Below are 22,030 nucleotides of genomic sequence, written 5' to 3' on the forward strand. Positions count from 1 at the left end.
CAGATCACCTGATTTGTACCTAAGGAAGCACAACTAGGATTTGAGGTGTATACTCCTCCCAGACTTTGAGGCCCACTCCACGAACTGCCATTAAACCGATTTACAAAAAGTGCACTATCGGTTCCAAGACCAGCACAGATAACCTGATTTGTACCTAAGGAAGCACAACTAGGATCTGAACTGTATACACCTCCCAGACCCTGAGGCCCACTCCACGAACTGCCATTAAACCGATTCACATAAAGTGCACTATCGGTTCCCAGACCAGCACAGATCACCTGATTTGTACCTAAGGAAGCACAACTAGGATTTGAACTGTATACACCTCCCAGACTCTGAGGCCCACTCCACGAACTGCCATTAAACCGATTTACAAAAAGTGCTTTATTGGTTCCAAGACCGGCACAGATCACCTGATTTGTACCTAAGGAAGCACAACTAGGATTTGAGGTGTATACTCCTCCCAGACTCTGAGGTCCACTCCAGGAAATGCCATTAAACCGATTCACGAAAAGTGCTTTATTGGTTCCAAGACCGGCACAGATAACCTGATTTGGGACTAAGGAAGCACAGCTAGGATTTGAGGTGTATACTCCTCCCAGACTCTGAGGCCCACTCCAGGAACTGCCATTAAACCCATTTACAAAAAGTGCTTTATTAGTTCCAAGACCGGCACAGATCACCTGATTTGTGCCTAAGGAAGCACAACTAGGATCTGAGGTGTATACTCCTCCCAGACTCTGAGGCCCACTCCAAACGGCAAGAACTGGTTGGCTTACCAGAGATAAAATTACCGATGTTGTGCCTGCTAAAATTGTAAATTTCCTTTTCATAAAATCTAATGTCTTCCTCCTTAATACTGCTCTGTGTTTTGTTGGAAAGATTTAGACAGATGTAAAGTTTTAATTACTGAATTTTTTTTTCAGTTTGACTGGTATTGTACTATGAAACCACGTACCTATTTTGGATTCAGTTTCAGTTCTAAAAACTACAGAAATCAGTTACAAACCTTTACATGATCCAGTTCAAACTCATAATCTTCGTGTGATAGAACTGCTATTATTAGCCGTTACATCAACACTGATCGAATTAAACTCTACCAAAGTAAACTTTAGGTAAAACTTTGTTTATACCATTTAAGTCTGAACAAATCATCCATCAACTTAGTCTGATACTCCGCCGTTAATCAGCTGCATGAGTTGAGACACTTAAATTTGACTCGAACATCTGACACTTGAAAGCGCTCACGCTTAACGATTCCCAAGTTTTACCTGGGAATGGTAAAATTATGGCTGATTATAATTTGTATTGACAAACACTTTGAATATTTCTCTTTGCATGATGAAATAAGAATGATTTAATAGAATTCGTGCAAAAGTGTAAATCTGCATCATTTTGTTTGCAGATTATGAACTTTGCTATTAACTCTTGCCGAATATCTCATAACTAGATGATTATTTAACGATGAACAACGCGATCGCTCAGACAACAGCATTATTATCAACTTGCGCTTTACTACTAACAGGCTGTGGTGGTGGCGGTGGCTCTGTGACAAATTCTCCAAATAGTACCACCACAAATAACACTACAACTAATACCACCCAGACAACAACTACATCAGGTGCTATTCCTATCGGTATTGCCTTAGCACAAACCAGCAACGTCGCATTACTTGGTCAAGAGGGATTTGTTGGAGCCAGAATTGCTGAGAAGTATTTCAATAGTAAAGGTGGTATTAATGGTACTCCGATTAAATTGGTAAACCAAGATACTAGCGGTGATGAAGCTGGAGCAATTAACGCTTTTCAAACTTTAATTAATAAAGATAAAGTTGTCGGTATTGTTGGCCCTACTTTGTCACAGCAAGCTTTTAGTGCTGACCCCATCGCCGAACGTGCTAAAGTGCCAGTTATTGGAGCATCAAATACCGCAAAAGGAATTCCAGAAATCGGTGATTATGTAGCTCGTGTATCTTCCCCCGTCTCTATAGTTGCCCCTAATTCGTTGAAAGCTGCACTTAAGCAGAATCCTCAAATTAAAAAAGTGGCAGTTTTTTACGCCCAAAATGATGCTTTTAACAAATCAGAAACGGAGATTTTTCAAACAGCAGTAAAACAGCAAGGGCTAGAATTAGTAACAGTTCAAAAGTTCCAAACTACTGATACAGACTTTCAAGCCCAAGCTACCAATGCAATTAATTCAAAACCAGATTTGGTAATTATTTCGGGACTAGCGGCTGATGGTGGTAACTTAGTGCGACAACTGCGAGAACTGGGTTATAAAGGCATAATTATTGGTGGTAATGGTCTGAATACACCAAATGTTTTATCAGTGTGTAAAGCACTTTGCGATGGTGTGCTGATTGCTCAAGCTTACAGTCCTGAATATCCTGGTGAGATTAATAAGGTATTTCGCCAAACCTATATTGAGCAATATAAGAAAGAACCAGCCCAATTTACAGGTCAATCTTTTGCGGCGGTGCAGGTGTATGTTGAAGCGCTTAAAGAGTTGGATAAAAAAACCAAAATCAGCACATTACCTCTTGATAAACTGCGTACCGAATTGAACAAGCAAATACTAGCTGGAAAGTATGATACTCCTTTAGGTGAGATTGCTTTTACACCAGTAGGTGATGTGATTCAAAAGGAATTTTACGTTGCCCAAATCAAGATGGATAAAGATGGAAATACTGGAAAGTTCGTATTTATAAAATAGTTGCAACATGGACATAACTCTATTTTTGCAACTAGTTTTGCAGCAAGTTTTGAACGGATTATCTATTGGTAGTATCTATGCAATTTTTGCCTTGGGATATACCTTAGTTTATTCTATTTTGGGCATCATTAATTTAGCTCATGGCGCGATTTTTACCTTGGGTGCATACTTCACTTATGCACTCATGGGTGGTAACTTTGGATTTAACGGCTTGTTGGCTAATGCAGCCCTACCGATAAAATTACCATTTGCTATATCCTTGATTTTAGGAAGTACCTTGGCGGGATTGGTAGGGGTAGTGATGGAACGTGTTGCTTTTCAACCTTTGCGCCGTCAAGGATCTGACCCCTTACTAACTGTTGTTTCCAGCTTAGGGGTAGCAGTGGTAATTGTAAATCTAATCCAGTATTTAGTAGGCGCAGAAAGTTACACATATCCCGCAAATATTTACGGTAATTTGCCACCTGCGATTAACTTTGGTACTGCAAAAAACCCAATTCCGATTCGTAGCGTTCAGGTGGTAATTTTTACTGTATCAGTTGTGATTGTGGCAATTATTACCTATTTTATCAATCGAACTAAATATGGTAAGGCCATGCAAGCGATCGCAGAAGATCCAACTACAGCTAGTTTGTTAGGAATTAATAGCGATCACTTTATCATCTTAACATTCTTTATCAGCAGTTTTTTAGCAGGATTAGCAGGAACTTTAGTCGCCTCTAGTGTTAGTATTCCTGGGCCAAGTTTCGGCATTGCTTTTGGGTTGCGGGGTTTAGCGGTAATTGTCTTAGGTGGTTTAGGTAGTATTCCTGGTGCAGTGTTAGGAGGTTTCTTAATTGGATTAGTAGAGGCGTTTGTAGGATTAGTAGAGGAGCTTCTAAAGGTGCTTCTACACGACGCCGAATTATCTTTATCTGGATATAAAGACGCAGTAGCTTTTGGAATTTTGTTTATCATGTTATTAGTTAGACCCCAAGGTTTGCTAGGGCGGCGGTTTATTCAAAAAGTTTAAAGAGACGTAGCACTATGAAAACATACACCAAACCTAAATTAACTTTCGATCAATTTTTGTCACAGTGTCCAGAAGAAGGTTTATATGAACTTGTAGATGGAGAAATTATAGAGGTGCGTGCAACCAAAAATCATGATGATGTTGCTGATTTTATATTGTTTAGTTTCAATGATAAAATTAGGCGGTTCAATCTGAATTACGTGGTAAAAAACACAGTAGTATTTAGAACTATAACTGCTGATGGGACACAACAAGGGCGTAAGCCTGATGTAAGTGTTATAGATAAAGATGTATGGCGCTCAAATCGTTCTGCTTATTCTGCACTTGAAGAACCCATCCAGTTAGCTGTAGAAGTGACATCAACTAATTGGGAAGATGACTACATTGATAAATTGGATGAATATCAACGTTTAGGTATTACAGAATATTGGATTGTAGATTATTTGGCAATTGGGCTAAGAGAATATTTGGGAAATCCAAAAGTTCCGGCTGTATTTGTTTTTTTATTAGATGCTGAGGGAAAATACCAACGGACACTGTTTAGAGGTTCAGAACGGATTGTGTCACGAACTTTTCCTGAACTGGCGCTGACAGCAGAGCAAATATTAACAGCTTAATAGGTGAGAAAAGCGATAGTTTGATTAAGCTTAATCAAAATTTTTTTAAATGGCTGATTTTTTCGCTACTTATGGTTCTCTAATTGTCTCTATGGTATTAGGAGCGCTAGTAGGGTTATCGCTTTACTTACCGCTAATGACAGGACAATTGTCTTTAGCTAGCCCAGGATTTTATGCTTTAGGAGGATATATTGCAGCAATTTTATCCACAAAAATTTTAACATCTAGCAGTACTTTATTTCCAATTCCATTGTTGTTATTGGAGATGTTAATTGCTGGTGTAATTTGTGGTTTATTGGGTGTAATAGTCGGGATTCCCGCTTTACGGTTGCGAGGAATTTATTTAGCGATCGCTACTATCGCTTTTGTGGAAGTTCTGCGCGTCGTCTCCCTCAATCTAGATATTACAGGCGGTGCTGTTGGAATTTTTGGAATTCCTCAACCTTTCCAAACACCAATTGAATATTTATGGATTGCTCTGCCCTTACTATTAATTAGTATGGTGCTGCTTTATCGTTTAGAAGGCATCCGTGTAGGAAGGGCTTTTATCGCTATCCGCGAAGATGAATTAGCTGCGGGTGCAATGGGAATTGATCCCACTTATTACAAAGTTTTGGCATTTACACTAGGGGCTATACTTGCAGGGGTTGTAGGTGCAATTAGCGCCCACTTCCTTAATACCTGGAATGCTCGTCAAGGGACTTTTGATAGCAGTATTATATATTTAACTTTTGTTTTGATTGGTGGTTCGAGAACTTTTTTAGGACCGGTAATTGGAGGTATGGTGTTTACAGCCTTACCAGAGATTCTGCGAAGTCTTGCTGATACAGGTGGTTTACCTAATTGGCTAGCACAATTTTTGCGCGATGGCAGATTAATTATTTTTGGCTTACTAATAGTAATAGGTACAATCTTTTTTCCTCAAGGGCTAATTACTCCAGATATTTTTCAAAGGCGGAAAATCATAGAAAAACGAACCGCGAAGGACGCATAGACACGTACCCCTACTCTTAAGCAAGCTACGCGTAGCGTCTCGTAGAGAAGTGGCTTCCCACAGGGTAGGGCGCGTTCGCGCAGCGTCTCGCAGAGAAGTAAGAAAAGTTTTAGAGAGTTATTGTATAAGTCTTATATTCATAATAATATGCAAAAATGTCACATAGTATTCCAGAAACTAACAGCAGTATTGTCTTAGAAGCAAGAGCATTAACTCGCCGCTTTGGTGGTTTAGTGGCGGTAAATAATGTATCTTTTAGTGTAAATAAACATGAGATTTTTGGATTGATTGGCCCTAATGGTGCTGGCAAAACAACACTGTTTAATTTGATTACTGCCTTTATTCCACCTTCTAGCGGTCAATTAATTTATCAAGGTGCAAAAATTTCCCAACTGCGTCCTCATCAAATTGCTGCTTTAGGTATTGCCCGTACCTTCCAAAATATTCGTTTGTTTGGGGAATTATCGGCGTTAGAGAATGTGATAATTGCCCGACATTTACACACTAAAAGTAATATGATTACAGGAGTTTTGGGATTACCACCAGCGCCTAATGAAGAATTGAAGACTAAGCAAAAAGCTTTAGATTTATTGGATTTAGTGGGATTAAGCGATCGCGCTGACGAAAAAGCCAAAAACTTTGCCTACGGCGATCAACGTCGGCTAGAAATTGCCCGTGCTTTAGCATTAGAACCGCAAATTTTACTTCTCGATGAACCGGCGGCGGGAATGAACCCCAACGAAAAACAGCAACTCAGTGCATTTATTCGCAGCCTGCGCGATGGCTTTAATTTGACGATCATTCTTATAGAACACCATGTACCATTGGTTATGGGTTTGTGCGATCGCATTGCTGTGTTAGATTTTGGGCAATTGATTGCATTGGGTGAACCATCAGTTGTCAGAAATAATCCGGCTGTAATTGAAGCTTATTTGGGAAATGAATGATATCTGATGAACTGTCTTAAACTACAAAACCTGTTGCAATTCCTCAATACTATTTGCAGTTACAACGTTCCGTAAAATTGTCTTCAAACGTTCTATATCATTAATTTCCGTAATTTGTCGCATTAACTGTAATCCATTATCACCGAATTTCAACTCTAAATTAATTTCAATACTAGAAAGTATTCCGCGTGCTTCTCCGCGTGCTTCTCCGCGTGCTTCTCCTTCGCGTAAAATTTCTTGATACCAAGGCGACTCATGTAACACAGCCATATCCCACCTCATGATTTCTTGAATTAGGGCACTCTCTAAAACAAACGTAGCAAAAAAAGCTAAGACTGTTTCCAGTTGATTTAGTTGTTCATCAGCACGGAGAATTTGCAATGCTTCTCTAATAGTAGATTCATTTTCACCACCTTTAAGAATAGGTACAAACGGCAGTAATGATGGTAAAGGTTGTTGAAAAGCAATGTTGACATCGACTTCCCACAAGTTAATCACCCGATAATCTTGTATTGCCCGTAATCCAGCAATATTTGATGTAAAGCTTGTGGGTATTTCGTTGTTACCAGTTTTAAGAATGTTGATGAGAACGGGGTATGTTGGCAAGTTATATTTTTCTTCCGCAAGTGCAGCGTATGCACGCATCCGACGTGGCATTTTGGATTGATAGCGTAATTGCAACTCATTGAGAAGCAGAAATTCTCCGTGTTGGGGACTTGTGACACGGATTAATACATCACTTTCTCGGCTAATCCACTGAAATTCACTGGTGAGAATTTCCCCAGCAACAAGATTAGGAATCTGGGTTACCCATCTTACCCAGTTGTCGGGTGCGAGACTGATTAATTTTTTGGTGCTGACATCGGCAGGTTTTGCCATCGGGGTGTAGATGCTCTCAAGAAGTGAGATTTATCGTAACTTGAAGTGTGCCATTACATCTAAAGAATGTTTATTAAGTAAGCTTTTATCTGCTTTATTTGTCTGCAATGTTAATAACAGCTGGTGATGGGGTTTTGCGATCGCCAGCTATTAAGAATGAATTACGAAAAAATTTGGGCGATACCTGCGGTAAGCTCTGCTAACGCCATACTAACCTATAATTAATGATAAATTTTATTATTATCATTAACTATGACCATTACCCTAACGTTGGAACAGGAAAGAGACTTTTGGGCAGAAGCTAGACAAAATAGCCAGCAAAACTCGTCAGAGCCTTATGAATCTTATTCTCAAATACCCAGGCAACTGGGCAAAGGATATAGCCGAAGCATAGAAGTGCATCCCCAAGTGTGGCTGGGGATTGGTAACTACGAATACTACGATGACATACTCGAACCAGGCTGTGAATGCGTTCACCCTTTGGAATTTGCTGTTAGTATTTCAGGAACAACTATAGATGAATTTGGAGGGCAATTAGGAGAAGGATACACACTCATTTCAGGTGGCGGCATTCAACGAAATATGACTTTTTTGGCTTCTCAAGCGCAGGTGGGTATTGGCTTCAGTATGCCTGTTGAGTTGTTGGCAACCTTTTTTCCTACAGGGGACGGAGAAATTCTACCGCAACTACGTTTTTTGGCAAAAGGTAACGAGTGGCAGACATTGCTCTACCCAAAAACTACAACAGCAGTACAGACAGTGGCACAGCAAATAGTCAACTGTCCCTACCACGGGATGACGAAGCGTTTGTATTTACAGGCGAAGGTGCTAGAGTTGATGTCGCTGCAACTTGCCCCCTTCTTAGCTGATCAAGGTGGATTGCAACCACAACCGCGATTTAGAGCTGGAACTGTTGAGCGTATATACCAAGCAAGAGAAATTCTACTCTCTTGTCTAGCTAATCCACCATCATTATTAGAATTAGCACAACTTGTGGGAGTAAGCGATCGCACTCTTCAACGTGGTTTTCAGCGACTCTTTGGTACTACCGTATTTGGTTACTTGACAGACAAACGCATGGAGCGAGCAAAACGCTGGCTCAGAGAAGGAAATCGCACAGTGCTGCAAGTGGCAATTATGACTGGTTACTGCAATCCCACACACTTTAGTGTTGCTTTTAAACGTAAGTTTGGTATTTCTCCGAGTCAGTGTTTGTTGGGTGAAAAGTCTGTTTGGCGATGATTAGTTCTGTATTGGGGTAGACGTAACTCATCCAATTCCTGTAATCTACATTTCGAGTTTATTCAGAAATCTTCTCAACAAAGAGGGTTTTGGTTACTGGAGTGTGGGGAATTGTGATGAGAATTCAGCGGTTGTCGTCTATTATTTGGCTGTGGTTGGTGATGAGTTTTCTGCCAATGTTTATGGCAGAATCTGTACGCGCAGAAGTCAAACAAAATTCGCCAACAGTAATTACAAAAATTAAGTCACTGAGCGAGATTGAACGCCCAGCCACAAATGTTAGTGGGTTGTTTTCTCAATCGTCAACCCCACAAGCAACACCGATTCGTGAAGTTGTGCAAGTGAGGGCAGTGAAGGCAAATCCCACTAACATTGGTGTGGAGGTGATTCTACAAACTAGCAAAGGGGAACAATTACAAGTTACTAATCGCAGTACTGGTAATAGTTTTATTGCTGATATTCCTAATGCTCAGCTGCGCCTACCATCGGGCGAGGCATTTACATTCCGTTCTGAAAAACCACTTGCGGGAATTACTGAAATAATAGTCAATAACTTTGATGCCAATACTATCCGGGTGACAGTCATAGGTGAGGGAAGCTCACCAACAGTCGAGTTATTTGACAGCGATGAAGGTTTGATTTTTGGGTTGACAACTGCTGCATCTACTGCACAGCAGCCACCAACTCAACAAACACCTGAACAAGAACAACCAGCGAACCAAACCCCACCAGAGCAACCATCGGCTTCTAGTGATGAGCCAATTGAGTTGGTGGTGACAGGTGAACAAGATGGATATCGCGTACCAGATGCTTCCACTGCAACTAAGACTGATACGCTTATCCGCGATATTCCCGCCTCGATTCAAGTCATCCCGCAACAAGTGCTAAAGGATCAACAAATTACACAAGTTCGGGAAGCAGTTTCTAACGTTAGTGGAATAACTCCTGGAAGCGCTGGTTCTCAAACTACGTTTGGTGAAAATTTTATTTTCAGAGGATTTGCGGACAGCTTTGCTAGCGGTGGTAGTACTTTTGTCAATGGTTTTAGGAGGTATAACGCCCTTAGTCACAGTCTGGATGTAGCGAACATTGAACAACTTGAAGTTCTTAAAGGTCCTGCATCTGTCCTTTATGGGCAGGGTGAACCGGGGGGGATTCTCAATATTGTAACTAAGCAACCTCTTTCAACACCTTATTATGCTGTTGAAGGAACCATTGGTAACTTTGATTTTTACCGTCCCACATTGGATCTTTCCGGTCCCTTAAATACCGACAAAACGATTCGCTATCGCTTGAATATGGCGTATGAAAACTCTGGTAGCTTTGTGGACTTTGTGAAAACGGAGCAGGCATTCATAGCACCTGTTATCAGTTTTGACCTGGGGAAGAATACCACCCTAGTCCTAGAAGGTGAGTATATCAATACCTCAAAAGTAGAGTACTTAGGTATTCCGGCAGTGGGTTCACTATTGCCAAACCCTCTTGGCAGAGTTCCTCGCTCTCGGTTTATCGATGACCCAGATTTCAAATTAGAACGGGATTTTGTGGCGCTTGGATACCGTTTACAACACAAATTCAGTGACAATTGGTCAATTCGTAATGCGTTTACAGCAGAGCTTGAAGATTATAATGAGACGTTTGATTATAGTTTAGGGCTACGAGCAGACGACAATCGAACAGTGGATCGTGGCGCTAGATTTGATCAGGCTAAGTCACGAAGTTACTTTCTGCAAACGGATGTTATTGGCAAGATTCAAACTGGCATCGTTAAGCAGGATTTGTTATTTGGCTTGGAATTAGGTAGAACTAATTACATCCGACAGACATTCGATCCAACGCCCACTTTCCCAGCCATCGATTTGTTTAACCCAAATTATGACCGACCTTCAATTCAATTTGATACGAAAACGTCAGACACAGAATTTCCTCAAAATTTGATCGGTGTCTATGCCCAGGATTTGATCTCAATTGGAGATAAGTTAAAGATTTTGCTAGGTGGACGCTTTGATTTTGTAGAAGCCTCCTTCGAGGATACAGTACCTGGGATCTCACGCGACCAAGAAGATACTGCCTTCAGCCCTCGTATTGGCATTGTTTACCAACCCATTCAACCAGTCTCTTTATACGCCAGCTATAGTCGCTCATTTCAACCCTCTAGTGCTTCCGCCATAAATGCCGATAATACTCCATTTGAGCCAACTAAGGGTGAATCATTTGAAGTCGGGGTCAAGAGTGAATTTTTCGATGCCAGACTGTCCGCAACGCTAGCAGCTTACCAAATTACCAAACAAAATATTGTCGTAGACGATCCAGATCCAGCTAATCAAGGATTTAGCCTTCAGATTGGTGAACAACGCAGTCGAGGCATTGAACTAGATGTCGCCGGTGAAATCTTGCCGGGATGGAAAATCATTGCCAGTTATGCCTATATTGATCCGGAAATCACTGAAGATACCAGACCAGAATACAAGGGCAATGAACCGAGTAATGTTGCCCGAAACAGTGCCAGTTTATGGACAACCTATGAAATTCAAACAGGAAATTACAAAGGGTTGGGATTTGGCGGTGGATTATTTTTTGTAGGCGACAGACAAGGAGACTTGGAGAATACATTCACTTTGCCTAGCTATGTGCGAACCGATGCAGCCATTTATTACCGCCGCGACAACTGGCGAGTTGGGCTGAATATCAAGAACTTATTTGATGTTTACTACTTTGAAAGTGCCGATAGTATAGACAGTGTGTATCCTGCCGCACCGTTTACAGTTTTGGGAACAGTTTCAGTGCAGTTTTAAGAAGGCTCACCTCATGATTTGTTGCACTAAATGCGATCGCTGTTTGCTCAAATAGACAAAATACTCACAAATTCGTCTAAAGAACTCACAGCGATCGCGCTATCCATTAAATTTTCTAATTTTTCCCCACTCTCGCCCTCAAGCCTTGCTTCCACCTCTTCAGAAATTTCACCAAAACGTTGTCGTAATACTCGTATTAACTCCTGTCGCACACCCTGCTGAATACCTCATGCCGATACCCCCAAAGGCGCATCATGCTTGTTCAATTCGGATAAGTCTGAGGATGCGATCGCATGAATAACTCTTAAGTAATTGCGGTAACATTATTAAGAATAATTAGCACAAATTCTCTATAAACAAATTGTGACCATCACTCTTTCAATGTCAGGTTGGCAGGAACTGTGGCAACAATCTTTTACAAAAATATATCATTCATCTGAACCAGGGATTATTGAAACAATTGTAGAATATCCCCAGGAAATGGCTAAAGGATATAGACGTTTTATTAGGCTTCGCAGTGGAATTATCCTAGAAATTAACGATTATGTCTGTGAAAATGACTTTGCTTTAGAGTTAGTACTCTATAAACATTGGTGTACAGAATTTGTCTTTAGTATTTCCAGAGACTCTCTACGCTGTGATGGACATCATTTGGTTTCAGGAGAAAACTACTTGGCAACTGGAGGATATTCTCAAGGTCGGTCAATATTTCGAGCAAAAGAACGATGTCTGGAAGTGAATATATACATCGATTTCTCGATTGCCAAAGCATTTTTTGATGGACAAATAGAAGTACTGCCAAAAGACTTAAGACTCATAGTTGAAGATAACTACGAACAGCCATATCTTCCTTCCCAGAAAACAACTTCTGCGATGCAGCTGGCTTTACAGCAAATTCTGAATTGTCCTTACCAAGGACTGACTAAGCAAATGTATTTGGAAAGTAAGGCGCTAGAATTGGTGGCTTTGCAGCTACAGCCAATGATTATGGTAAATCAAACGCTACAGAAACAGCGGGAATTGAAATCCGATGATATTGACTGTATTAATCAAGCAAAGGTTATTTTACTGCAAAATTTACACAATCCACCTTCATTATTGGCTCTAGCTCGGCAAGTAAGGCTTAATGAGCGCAAACTCAAAGAAGGTTTTCGTCAAGTGTTTGGTACAACTGTGTTTGGTTATCTGCATAACTACCGTATGGAGCAAGCGCGATCGCTACTAGCAGAAAAACTAATGTCAATTACCGCTGTGGCTCATGCAGTTGGGTATAAAAATCTAGGCGACTTCAGTACAGCATTCCGCAAGAAGTTTGGAATTAGTCCTAAAGCTTACCAAAAATTGATGTGAAGCAATAGCTAGCTTTCTTACCATCTCCTATGTTTTTCTTGGCAACGCTTAGGAAAAAAGTTCGTTTGACCAAACAAAAAGTCCGTTTAACCAAAGTCTGCGATTGCTGATTCTGATACTCTGCAATGAAAGTTGATTAAGAATTTTTCTTAATTACTGTTCTTGAGAAACTGGTAAACTTGCTTGACGAGTTGATGATTTGAGTGTGGGAGGATTATGGGGATAGGGAAGCAATTATCAGTTTTGATTGCGGGGGTAATAAGTGCGATCGCAATGCAGCCTGTTTGGGCTAACGATAGTCAAGAAATTGCAGAAAATTATCAATTAAGACCAACTGAGCAGAATTTGCAAGTAAAAACTCTCATTAGTGAGATTAAGCAGGTGAGTGAAATAGATCTGCCGCTCACTAATGCTGAAAAACTCGTACAGTCGCCAACACCAGCATCAGAAATTGTGCAAGTGACCGAAGTCAAGGCGAATCCCACCTCTAAAGGCGTGGAGGTAATTTTACAGACTACTCTTGGGGAACAGTTACAAGTTACTAATCGCAGTGCAGGTAATAGCTTTATCGTTGACATTCCTAATGCTCAACTGCGTTTACCGTCAGGTGAAGCATTCACATTCCGCTCTGACAAGCCAATAGCAGGTGTTACCCAGATTACGGTGACTAACTTTGATGCCAATACTATTCGGGTGACAGTCATAGGTGAAGCAAGTGTACCAACTGTTGAGTTATATGACAGTCAAAAAGAGGGTCTTATCTTCTCTGTTGCAAGTGCGGCTTCTTCTACCCAACAGGGGCAACAACCTCAAACTCAACAAATACCTCAATCAAGTAAGCCAACAAGTGAAACCCAGCCAAGTCAACCATCAGCACAGGGTGATGAACCGATTGAGTTGGTAGTGACAGGTGAGCAAGATGGCTATCGCGTACCAGATGCATCAACAGCTACAAAAACCGACACCCCGCTACGTGACATTCCCCAATCGATTCAGGTAGTACCGCAACAAGTGCTGCGAGATCAGCAGGCTAATAACATCGACGAAGTGTTGAGAAATGTACCTGGCACATCGCAAAGTTTCTCATCTCGCGCCAGCTTTCAGCCAGGAGTTATCATCCGAGGCTTTAGCACTAACAATTACCTGAGAAATGGAGTGCAAGACCCTACCGCTGCCTCATTAGGCTTTGACCCCGCCATCACTGAACGTGTCGAAGTTCTCAAAGGACCTTCCTCCGTTCTCTATGGGCAAGGCAATCCCGGAGGCACCATCAATTTAGTCACCAAACAACCGTTGAGCAACCCTTACTACTCGATAGAAGGTTCGATTGGCAACTTCGATTTCTACCGGGGTGCTCTTGACCTTTCTGGTCCACTCAATACCAACCGAACACTGTTATACCGCTTAAATGCTGCGGCTCAAACTTCAGGAAGTTTTGTTGATTTCTTTGAAAGCAGACAGCGTTATGCTGTTGCGCCCACTTTAACCTGGCTTGTTAGCGATCAGACGAAGCTAACTTTGTCAGGCGAGTACCTGGATACAATCACACCGTATGATTCAGGTCTTCCAGCCATAGGAACGCTACTATCTAATCCCAATGGTAAGATTCCTCGCAATCGCTTCGTCGGCGATACCGCAGATGACAACAACTTTCGAGCGTACCGCATCAGCTATGACTTTGAGCATCGCTTTAGCGACAAGTGGCTTCTTCGTACTGCCTTTCAAGCATCTTTCCTCAACTTAGACAGAGTCTATTTTCTTGGTACTGGCTTTTCGGATAACCGCAACTTAAGCAGACTGTACGTCCAGTCAGACTACGACGACAAGGCTTACAATCTGGATACCTACACAGTTGGCAAATTTGCTACAGGTACTATTCAGCATCAGATGGTCACAGGTATCAATCTATCCAGACGGGATATCGATAGTAAGGATCTCGCCAGTGCAACTACTTCACTTGACCTGTTTAATCCAGTGTACGGTCAACCGTTAGGACTGCGTACCAACGTCCTTCCACCTCAACGGAAATTTAGAGCCGATACCTTGGGTATTTACGTGCAAGATCAAATCACACTCGCAGAAAACCTGAAGTTACTGCTGGGTGGGCGCTTTGATATTGCCAGCCAAAAAGGAGAAGCTTTGCTTGTATCGCTTCAATCGAAAACTGCCTTTGAGCAAGATGAAGCCTTTAGCCCACGGGTTGGCATTGTCTATCAACCCATCCCACCGATTTCACTCTACGCTAGCTACAGCCGCTCATTCCTTCAGCCTGGTACTATTTTCAATAACGGCACCCTGTTTAAGCCAGAACGCGGCACTCAGTATGAAGTTGGCATCAAGGCAGATTTGAGCGATCGCCTGTCTACAACCTTGGCATTCTATGATTTAACCCGCACCAATGTACTGACAACTGATCCAAGAAATTCGTTGCTGTCAATTGAAACGGGTAAGCAACGCAGCCAGGGGATTGAGCTAGATTTATCGGGTCAAATTTTGCCGGGATGGAACATGATTGCTGGCTATGCTTATACCGATGCTCGTGTTGAAGAAGACACTACTTATCCAGGTAAACTCTTAAATAATGTCCCTAAACATAGCTTTAATTTCTGGACAACCTACGAAATTCAGTCCGGCAGTTTACAAGGATTGGGCTTGGGTTTGGGATTTTTCTTTACGGGAGATAGGCAAGGAGACTTGGCAAACACCTTTGAATTGCCCAGCTATTTCCGCACTGATGCTGCCATCTTCTACAAAAGGGAAGCTTTTCGAGTGGCACTCAATTTCCGAAATTTGTTTGACGTTGATTACTTTGATTCTGCCATCAGCAGAGTGCGTGTTTTCTACGGTGATCCTTTGACTGTGCAGGGAACGATTTCCTGGGAGTTTTAATTGCAATTAGAAGACGCTTAATCATGATCCAACACCTAAAGAAGAATAAATTTATATAAATAAAATTTTCACAAATTCATCTAAAGAACTCACACCGATCGCGCTATCCATTAAGCTTTCTAATTTTTCCACACTCTCGCCCTCAAACCTTACTTCCACTTCATGAGGAATTTCACCAAAGCGTCGTCGCAATACTCGGATTAACTGCTGTCGCGCACCTTGCTGAAGACCTTGCTGAATACCTCTTTGCTCAATTTCGTGATCCCAAAGCGATTCTCGCAATACTGCCATATCCCACCTCATGATTTGTTGCACTAAAGGCGATCGCACCTACAAAATTTAGGTAAACAAAATTTGCACGAATTCGTCTAAAGAACTCACAGCGATCGCGCTATCCATTAAATTTTCTAATTTTTCCACACTCTCGCCCTCAAGCCTTGCTTCCACTTCATGAGGAATTTCACCAAAACGTCGTCGCAATACTCGGATTAACTGCCGTTGTACACCTTGCTGAAGGCCTTGCTGAATACCTCTTTGCTCAATTTCGTTATACCAAGGCGATTCTCGCAATACTGCCATATCCCACCTCATGATTTGTTGCACTAAAGGCGTGTCTAACACAAAGCTAGCAAAAAATGCCAGCAATGATTCTAACTCGTTCAACTGTGCATCTGCTCGTAGCGCCTGTAATGCGCGTTGCACAACTGATACCTCTCCCCCTCCTCGCAGGATTGGCACAAAGGGTAACAACGATGGTAGTGGTTGCCCAAATACTATTTCAGCATCAATTTCCCACAAATTAATCACGCGATAATCTTGGATGGCACGTAATCCCAAAAATTCCTGCTCGTAACTATTGACAATAGTTAAGGTGGATGGGGGCGGTAAAATGTTGATCAGTACTGGGTAAGTTGGCAATCGGTAGCGTTCTTGTGCCAAGGCAGTATATGCTCTCATCCGTAGAGGCATCTGTGCCGTGTAACGCAGTTGTAGTTCATTTAGTACTAGAAAATCTCCATGAGTGGCACTGTATGCCTTCACCAACACATCTGTTTCGCGGCTAATCCAATGAAACTCAGAGCCGAGAATTTCTTTCGCCACAACCTCAGGACGCTGTGTCACCCACTGTACCCATGCATCGGGAGCTAAATTAATTAATCGTTTGCTACCAATATCTGCTGCTTTTACCACAGGACGCTTGATATCTTTATCACTAATTAATAGTACATCATAAAGATTGCAGTATTCTGACGTTGGTTTTTAAGTTGAAGCAATGTCTAGGCACTGTTTTAAGAAATGTATGATTGATGTATCTTAGGTTTTGAATCAACATTTCTGAATGTAAACCGCCCATGAAAGCCGATAGTAAGCCAAACTATACAATTTTAGAAGTTCAAGAACTTGATGTAAATTATGGCGGCATCCAAGCTTTGAAAAAGATTAATTTAATTATTCAAAAAGGCGAGGTAGTTACTCTAATTGGTGCTAATGGTGCGGGAAAAACAACTACACTTCGCGCCATATCTAAAGTAGTTAATCCTAAAAATGGCGTAATTATCTATAATGGACATAATATTAACCGTCGCCAAACTCACGAAGTTGTACAACTTGGTATCGCTCATTGTCCTGAAGGACGCAGAGTATTAGCGCGGCAAACAGTACTTGATAATTTGCTTTTGGGTGCTTATATTCGCTCTAATCAAGCAGAGATAAAAGCAGACATTCAGCGCCAATTTGAGCTATTTCCCCGTTTGTCGCAAAGACGCAATCAACTAGCAGGAACCCTCAGCGGTGGTGAACAACAAATGTTAGCGATCGCTCGCGCTGTCATGAGTAAACCACAACTCTTACTTTTAGATGAGCCTAGCTTAGGTTTAGCACCTGCGATCGTCCGAGAAATCTTCTCAATTATTGAAAATTTGCGTGCTACAGGCGTGACTATTCTATTAGTTGAACAAAACGCTAATCTGGCACTACAAATTGCCGATCGCGGTTATGTTTTAGAAGCTGGTTCTATTACCTTAACAGGTGCAGCCTCAGAATTAATTAGCGACGAGCGAGTTAAAAAAGCTTATTTGGGGTAATTAATTAAATGATAATTTTGGAGGTATAAGCAGATGGTAAAATCACCAACTAAACCCCTAACTTTAGAAAAGTTTTTAAAACTACCAGAAACAAAGCCTAGCTCAGAATACATTAACGGTCAAATTATTCAAAAGCCAATGCCACAGGGAAAACATAGTATTCTTCAGGGTGAACTAGTCAGTAATATCAATTCTGTAGCCAAACCTCAAAAAGTTGCCCTTGCTTTTCCAGAATTGCGGTGTACTTTTGGCGGACGCTCAATTGTATCTGATGTAGCTGTGTTTGCTTGGGAAGGGATTTCCTTAGATGAACGTGGAGATGTCGCTAATGTCTTCAAGACATATCCAGACTGGACGATTGAGATTCTTTCGCCAGATCAAAACCAGACTAAAGTAACCGGAAATATTCTACATTGTCTAAAGTATGGTAGTCGCTTCGGTTGGCTGATTGATCCAGATGAGCGTTCTGTTTTAGTGTATCCACCAAAGCAGCAACCAGAACTTTTACAAGAATCACAAGAAATATTACCAGTTCCCGATTTAGTTAGTGGTTTTCAATTAACTGTAGGACAACTATTTGGATGGTTGAAGTTATAGCTTTTCCTATAGATCATAGCCCCCTCCTCGCTTGCGGGGAGGGGGTTGGGGGTAGGGTTCTTTACCTACTCAACTGAGAACCGCTATATAAACAATTGTATAAATTCCTGTCTAGCTTTGGGAATACTAAAGGTAGTAATTTACTGAAGTCAGAGCAAGATAATGGATTTCGTGAATTTAATAAAAACGGGTAATAGTTGGAAATTTGCGACTGAAGCTGATTTAGAAGATTTTGTCTGGGCGAATTTAAAGGAACTTTTCGGGTTAATTCCACTAAAGCGACAATATTATATTAAAGGTCAAATTTGCGACATTTTAGCCTTGAATGAGAAGAAACAGTTAGTAGTGCTGGAATTGAAAAACAGTGAAGACAGATATATTGTTCAGCAACTAACTCGATATTATGAAGCTTTACTTGAGAATAAACCCTTCCAAGAAGAGGTAGACTATGGACAACCTATTAGCTTGATAGCAATTAAACCTAATTTTCATCGAGATAATTTTACAGATAGAAAGTACAGCCATCTGTCTATTCAATTTCTCAGCTTTCAAATATTGGAAGCAAGTAAAAACTTATATTTAGAATTAAAAGACTTAGATAATGGCAAATTGTCAAAAGTAGAAATTCCTTATCAAGGAAGAGATGTTAATGAAGATATACCTGCTCCTCCTAGAGCAATTATTAACCGACTAGCTAAATGTCACAATTCTAGTGAAAATGAGCGAGAGGCTGTACTCAGAATTCGTAAAAAAATTCTTGGCTTTGACAAACGCATCCAAGAAATTGTTAAACCTAATTCTATTGAATATGGTAAAGGAAAAAGTAAGCTCTGTGCTGAGTTTTACTTTGGTAGCACTATTTATGGTTTTCAAGGTAGACCTAACCTATTTCTAAGATTACCTGAACCAGAACCATATTTCAAGCCAAATACCCTGAGAATGCATATTTCTATTGATAAAGATTGGACTAGCTTTTATATAATAATTAATTACCCTAGAGCCTTTATTAGTAATAAAAATAGAAATCATAACATGTATCAATATCCAGTATTCCTAGATAAAATAAAAAGATGTGTGGAAAGTGAATTAATAAATGATCGAGCACGCATCTGCTATCAAAATTACGAAAAACTTATTCTGAGTGGAACTAACTCTCTAGAGATTTTAGTCGATATTGCTTTAGAAACTTGGTTAAAAAGGCTTTAAGAAAAGCTACATTGACAGCATCTATAACTTTTCCTAATTAGTAGTATTATTAAATATTATTACGATTTTTGTCATATATTAATATTTGTAGCCCTCCTTGCAGATATCTATATATTTGTTTAGCGGCGAATTTCATTCACCAGAATAATTAAACCCATGAGTCAAATCATCTGGATCGCAAGACACGCTAACCGCCTCGACTTCGTAAACCCTGATTGGTTTCTTACCGCCGAACGACGCTACGATCCACCTTTGTCTGATGATGGTATGGTGCAGGCACAACAGTTAGCTAAACGATTTAAAGGAGAAAATATTGCCCATATTTTCGCTTCTCCTTTCCTGCGAACCGTACAAACGGCAAACGCAGTTGCAGAAGTGCTTAACTTACCGATCAAATTGGAAACAGGTTTGAGTGAATGGCTAAATCCAGTTTGGATGACAGAAGAACCTAAAAGACTCTCAACTCCAGCATTAGCAGAGTTATTCCCCAGAATTGACAGCAGCTATACTTCGCGCATTGCTGCCAATTATCCTGAAACTCGCGAAAAAGTGCGAGAACGTTCTGGACAAACTGCTAGATGTTTAGCTACTGAATTCCTCCCAGACAATATCCTGCTAGTAGCGCATGGTGCATCTGTGTTGGGGGGAGCAATGGGGCTAGTGGGGGAAATTGCCAAAACAGAAGTTAAAGCTTCTTTATGTTCTCTAGTAAAAGTGGTACGTCAAGACCCAGAATGGTTATTAGAACTAACGGGAGATACTTCCCATTTAACCCACATAGAAGAAGTTATTCGATTTGCTTAAACCTCTGATAGAGATTTGCGTTCATGGCTTCTGATACGTTGGGTATATCCTACAAAAAAAAGTAATTAATTTCACGAATAAATTCTATGACTTTGTTACTAGCAGGAGACATCGGCGGCACAAAAACTATTCTGCGATTGGTTGAAACATCAGATTCACCAGCTTTACATACTATTTATCAGGAAAGTTACCACAGTGCTGATTTTCCCGATTTAGTACCGATAGTACAGCAGTTTTTAGTCAAAGCTAATACACCCACACCAGAAAAGGCTTGTTTTGCGATCGCCGGCCCCATTGTCAAAAATACTGCCAAACTGACCAATTTAGTCTGGTTCCTGGATACCGAACGTCTACAAGAAGAATTGGGTATCTTGCACATTTCTTTGATTAACGACTTCGCCGCCATTGGTTACGGCATTTTAGGTTTACAAAAACAAGACTTGCTGACGTTGCAAGTTGGCAAATCTCAACCCGAAGCCCCGATTGCAATTATTGGTGCTGGTACTGGCTTAGGGCAAGGATTTTTAATTAGACAGGGAAACGACTATCAAGTTTTTTCTTCAGAAGGTGGACACGCTGACTTTGCCCCTCGTAACGAGATCGAGTTTCAACTGTTGAAATACCTGCTGGGTAAACATGATATCCAGCGCCTTTCCGTGGAACGCGTGGTTTCTGGAATGGGAATTGTGGCAATTTACCAATTTCTGCGCGATCGCAAATTTGCCACCGAATCACCAGATATAGCCCAAATCGTTAGAACTTGGGAACAAGAAGCGGGACAGGAAGAGAAAAGTGTCGATCCCGGTGCTGTCATTGGTACGGCTGCATTGCAAGGTAGCGATCGCCTCTCGGAACAAACTTTGCAATTATTTATAGACGCTTATGGTGCAGAAGCCGGCAATCTCGCCCTGAAACTCCTACCTTATGGTGGCTTATACATTGCTGGGGGAATTGCGCCCAAAATCCTGCCCTTAATCCAAAATAGCGGTTTCTTATTAAATTTCACCCAAAAAGGTAGGATGCGCCGCCTCCTCGAAGAGATCCCCGTGTATGTTATCCTCAACTCGCAAGTCGGCCTAATTGGTGCTGCTTTATGTGCTGCTAGGTTATAACAGCTGGCATCATCAGTGAGATCAGCATCTCAAAAGGCAAAAAATATGACAGTTAAAAGTCTGTTGCCACTAATTGCCGCCACCATTGTCTGTGGTGGCTCTGTTCTTGTGGAAGCGCGTCAACCCAAACATCCGGCAGCTGTTGTCAAACCAACTGTTTCTCAACCCGTTCAGCCACAATGGAAGTTATATACTGCTCCAGATGGGCGTTTTACAATTTTGATGCCGGGAAGCCCCAACAGAAATACCGAATACCAAAAAACTTACATGGGGGAAATTACTTTAGAAATATTTGTTGCTCAACCACCAAAACAGCAAGTAGCATATATAGTTGCTTACAATGATTTTCCTTATAGTTACGGTCAAATGGCTGATCCCCAAGCTGTACTTAATAATGCACGGGATATGGCTTTAAAGACTACGAAAAGTAATTTAATTAGTCAAAGAAACATTCGTAGTTCAAATAATCATCCTGGCAAAGAAATTGAGTACATCAATTCTGGAGGGAAAATCACTAAAAGTAGAATGTATGTCGCTGAAGGAAGACTATATCAAGTAATGGCAATAGCTACAAAAAAACAGCAGAAGACACTAGTTAAAACCATTACTGGGTATTTAAATTCTTTCCATGTAGTTTTGAAAAAGTGAAATAACTAAAACCTCTACCATATTAGCCTTGCAATGAATTGCAGGGCTAATATAGTAGGCAAAAATAATTAAAATTTTTGTATCATATCATGTCCGGGTAATTAGTTACGATTAAACTCCAAATTGAATCCACCAGTGA

At 41.0% G+C, this 22,030-nt stretch carries 20 protein-coding genes; 15 read left to right on the forward strand and 5 right to left on the reverse strand.

Annotated features, from left to right (window positions below; translation table 11 throughout):
* Window positions 1–833, reverse strand: an 833-nt coding sequence (locus HWQ58_RS32175; RefSeq protein WP_292871955.1) for a hypothetical protein, incomplete at its 3' end; no start/stop codon positions are given.
* A gap of 631 nt (window positions 834–1,464) precedes the next feature.
* Between HWQ58_RS32175 and HWQ58_RS32180 the strand changes: the two genes are divergently transcribed.
* From HWQ58_RS32180 to HWQ58_RS32200, 5 genes are all read left to right on the forward strand, one after another.
* Window positions 1,465–2,715 carry an ABC transporter substrate-binding protein gene (locus tag HWQ58_RS32180; RefSeq protein ID WP_292871957.1) on the forward strand — a complete coding sequence of 417 codons (1,251 nt, stop codon included), beginning with the start codon at window positions 1,465–1,467 and terminating at the stop codon, window positions 2,713–2,715.
* A 7-nt stretch (window positions 2,716–2,722) separates the two neighbouring features.
* Window positions 2,723–3,727, forward strand: a complete 1,005-nt coding sequence (locus tag HWQ58_RS32185; protein WP_292871959.1) for a branched-chain amino acid ABC transporter permease — start codon at window positions 2,723–2,725, stop codon at window positions 3,725–3,727.
* A 14-nt stretch (window positions 3,728–3,741) separates the two neighbouring features.
* Window positions 3,742–4,344 carry a Uma2 family endonuclease gene (locus tag HWQ58_RS32190; RefSeq protein ID WP_292871961.1) on the forward strand — a complete coding sequence of 201 codons (603 nt, stop codon included), beginning with the start codon at window positions 3,742–3,744 and terminating at the stop codon, window positions 4,342–4,344.
* A 49-nt stretch (window positions 4,345–4,393) separates the two neighbouring features.
* Window positions 4,394–5,338, forward strand: coding sequence for a branched-chain amino acid ABC transporter permease (locus tag HWQ58_RS32195; protein ID WP_292871963.1), 945 nt, complete (start codon window positions 4,394–4,396; stop codon window positions 5,336–5,338).
* 155 nt (window positions 5,339–5,493) lie between these two features.
* The gene (locus HWQ58_RS32200) at window positions 5,494–6,285 is read left to right on the forward strand and encodes an ABC transporter ATP-binding protein (RefSeq protein WP_292871965.1); all 792 of its coding nucleotides are present in this window, start codon (window positions 5,494–5,496) and stop codon (window positions 6,283–6,285) included.
* 21 nt (window positions 6,286–6,306) lie between these two features.
* On the opposite strand, the gene HWQ58_RS32205 is transcribed toward HWQ58_RS32200, so the two are convergent.
* Window positions 6,307–7,164, reverse strand: a complete 858-nt coding sequence (locus HWQ58_RS32205; RefSeq protein ID WP_292871967.1) for an Rpn family recombination-promoting nuclease/putative transposase — start codon at window positions 7,162–7,164, stop codon at window positions 6,307–6,309.
* Between the two features lie 252 nt (window positions 7,165–7,416).
* On the opposite strand from HWQ58_RS32205, the gene HWQ58_RS32210 reads away from it, so the two are divergent.
* Together HWQ58_RS32210 and HWQ58_RS32215 are read left to right on the forward strand one after the other, a co-directional pair.
* On the forward strand, window positions 7,417–8,406 hold the full coding sequence (locus tag HWQ58_RS32210) for an AraC family transcriptional regulator (RefSeq protein WP_292871969.1): 990 nt from the start codon (window positions 7,417–7,419) through the stop codon (window positions 8,404–8,406).
* Between the two features lie 116 nt (window positions 8,407–8,522).
* Complete coding sequence (locus HWQ58_RS32215) at window positions 8,523–11,201, forward strand: TonB-dependent siderophore receptor (protein WP_292871991.1); 2,679 nt, start codon at window positions 8,523–8,525, stop codon at window positions 11,199–11,201.
* A 47-nt stretch (window positions 11,202–11,248) separates the two neighbouring features.
* Here HWQ58_RS32215 and HWQ58_RS32220 read toward each other — a convergent pair whose 3' ends face one another.
* Window positions 11,249–11,425: a DUF4351 domain-containing protein gene (locus HWQ58_RS32220; protein WP_292871993.1), complete on the reverse strand. Its 177-nt coding sequence runs from the start codon at window positions 11,423–11,425 to the stop codon at window positions 11,249–11,251.
* A 139-nt stretch (window positions 11,426–11,564) separates the two neighbouring features.
* On the opposite strand from HWQ58_RS32220, the gene HWQ58_RS32225 reads away from it, so the two are divergent.
* Both HWQ58_RS32225 and HWQ58_RS32230 read left to right on the forward strand, forming a co-directional pair.
* Window positions 11,565–12,551 carry an AraC family transcriptional regulator gene (locus HWQ58_RS32225; protein ID WP_292871971.1) on the forward strand — a complete coding sequence of 329 codons (987 nt, stop codon included), beginning with the start codon at window positions 11,565–11,567 and terminating at the stop codon, window positions 12,549–12,551.
* Window positions 12,552–12,767: 216 nt separating this feature from the next.
* Window positions 12,768–15,440: a TonB-dependent siderophore receptor gene (locus HWQ58_RS32230; protein ID WP_292871973.1), complete on the forward strand. Its 2,673-nt coding sequence runs from the start codon at window positions 12,768–12,770 to the stop codon at window positions 15,438–15,440.
* A 51-nt stretch (window positions 15,441–15,491) separates the two neighbouring features.
* Here HWQ58_RS32230 and HWQ58_RS32235 read toward each other — a convergent pair whose 3' ends face one another.
* Window positions 15,492–15,731 carry a DUF4351 domain-containing protein gene (locus tag HWQ58_RS32235; protein WP_292871975.1) on the reverse strand — a complete coding sequence of 80 codons (240 nt, stop codon included), beginning with the start codon at window positions 15,729–15,731 and terminating at the stop codon, window positions 15,492–15,494.
* Between the two features lie 48 nt (window positions 15,732–15,779).
* A complete protein-coding gene (locus HWQ58_RS32240) occupies window positions 15,780–16,631 on the reverse strand; it encodes an Rpn family recombination-promoting nuclease/putative transposase (protein ID WP_292871977.1) in 852 nt (283 codons plus the stop codon).
* Between the two features lie 161 nt (window positions 16,632–16,792).
* On the opposite strand from HWQ58_RS32240, the gene HWQ58_RS32245 reads away from it, so the two are divergent.
* The 6 genes from HWQ58_RS32245 (at window position 16,793) to HWQ58_RS32270 (ending at window position 21,891) form a co-directional block, all read left to right on the forward strand.
* Complete coding sequence (locus HWQ58_RS32245) at window positions 16,793–17,524, forward strand: ABC transporter ATP-binding protein (protein WP_292871979.1); 732 nt, start codon at window positions 16,793–16,795, stop codon at window positions 17,522–17,524.
* Window positions 17,525–17,557: 33 nt separating this feature from the next.
* A complete protein-coding gene (locus HWQ58_RS32250; RefSeq protein WP_292871981.1) occupies window positions 17,558–18,121 on the forward strand; it encodes a Uma2 family endonuclease in 564 nt (187 codons plus the stop codon).
* Window positions 18,122–18,283: 162 nt separating this feature from the next.
* On the forward strand, window positions 18,284–19,327 hold the full coding sequence (locus HWQ58_RS32255; protein ID WP_292871983.1) for an endonuclease NucS domain-containing protein: 1,044 nt from the start codon (window positions 18,284–18,286) through the stop codon (window positions 19,325–19,327).
* A 156-nt stretch (window positions 19,328–19,483) separates the two neighbouring features.
* Window positions 19,484–20,131 carry a histidine phosphatase family protein gene (locus HWQ58_RS32260; protein WP_292871985.1) on the forward strand — a complete coding sequence of 216 codons (648 nt, stop codon included), beginning with the start codon at window positions 19,484–19,486 and terminating at the stop codon, window positions 20,129–20,131.
* A gap of 86 nt (window positions 20,132–20,217) precedes the next feature.
* Window positions 20,218–21,243 carry a glucokinase gene (locus tag HWQ58_RS32265; RefSeq protein WP_292871987.1) on the forward strand — a complete coding sequence of 342 codons (1,026 nt, stop codon included), beginning with the start codon at window positions 20,218–20,220 and terminating at the stop codon, window positions 21,241–21,243.
* 45 nt (window positions 21,244–21,288) lie between these two features.
* On the forward strand, window positions 21,289–21,891 hold the full coding sequence (locus tag HWQ58_RS32270) for a hypothetical protein (protein WP_292871989.1): 603 nt from the start codon (window positions 21,289–21,291) through the stop codon (window positions 21,889–21,891).
* Window positions 21,892–22,030: the final 139 nt, after the last annotated feature.

The organism is Nostoc sp. LPT (genome assembly GCF_017115165.1).
In the GTDB taxonomy this organism is placed as follows: Bacteria; Cyanobacteriota; Cyanobacteriia; order Cyanobacteriales; family Nostocaceae; genus Nostoc.

Bases quoted from the DNA above. Each gene is read 5' to 3' on its own strand.
- HWQ58_RS32180 (WP_292871957.1), top strand. From the start codon at position 1,465: ATGAACAACGCGATCGCTCAGACAACAGCATTATTATCAACTTGCGCT.
- HWQ58_RS32185 (WP_292871959.1), top strand. From the start codon at position 2,723: ATGGACATAACTCTATTTTTGCAACTAGTTTTGCAGCAAGTTTTGAAC.
- HWQ58_RS32250 (WP_292871981.1), top strand. From the start codon at position 17,558: ATGGTAAAATCACCAACTAAACCCCTAACTTTAGAAAAGTTTTTAAAA.
- HWQ58_RS32205 (WP_292871967.1), bottom strand. From the start codon at position 7,164: ATGGCAAAACCTGCCGATGTCAGCACCAAAAAATTAATCAGTCTCGCA.
- HWQ58_RS32215 (WP_292871991.1), top strand. From the start codon at position 8,523: ATGAGAATTCAGCGGTTGTCGTCTATTATTTGGCTGTGGTTGGTGATG.
- HWQ58_RS32265 (WP_292871987.1), top strand. From the start codon at position 20,218: ATGACTTTGTTACTAGCAGGAGACATCGGCGGCACAAAAACTATTCTG.
- HWQ58_RS32195 (WP_292871963.1), top strand. From the start codon at position 4,394: ATGGCTGATTTTTTCGCTACTTATGGTTCTCTAATTGTCTCTATGGTA.
- HWQ58_RS32235 (WP_292871975.1), bottom strand. From the start codon at position 15,731: ATGGCAGTATTGCGAGAATCGCTTTGGGATCACGAAATTGAGCAAAGA.
- HWQ58_RS32260 (WP_292871985.1), top strand. From the start codon at position 19,484: ATGAGTCAAATCATCTGGATCGCAAGACACGCTAACCGCCTCGACTTC.
- HWQ58_RS32210 (WP_292871969.1), top strand. From the start codon at position 7,417: ATGACCATTACCCTAACGTTGGAACAGGAAAGAGACTTTTGGGCAGAA.
- HWQ58_RS32230 (WP_292871973.1), top strand. From the start codon at position 12,768: ATGGGGATAGGGAAGCAATTATCAGTTTTGATTGCGGGGGTAATAAGT.
- HWQ58_RS32270 (WP_292871989.1), top strand. From the start codon at position 21,289: ATGACAGTTAAAAGTCTGTTGCCACTAATTGCCGCCACCATTGTCTGT.
- HWQ58_RS32255 (WP_292871983.1), top strand. From the start codon at position 18,284: ATGGATTTCGTGAATTTAATAAAAACGGGTAATAGTTGGAAATTTGCG.
- HWQ58_RS32190 (WP_292871961.1), top strand. From the start codon at position 3,742: ATGAAAACATACACCAAACCTAAATTAACTTTCGATCAATTTTTGTCA.
- HWQ58_RS32200 (WP_292871965.1), top strand. From the start codon at position 5,494: ATGTCACATAGTATTCCAGAAACTAACAGCAGTATTGTCTTAGAAGCA.
- HWQ58_RS32245 (WP_292871979.1), top strand. From the start codon at position 16,793: ATGAAAGCCGATAGTAAGCCAAACTATACAATTTTAGAAGTTCAAGAA.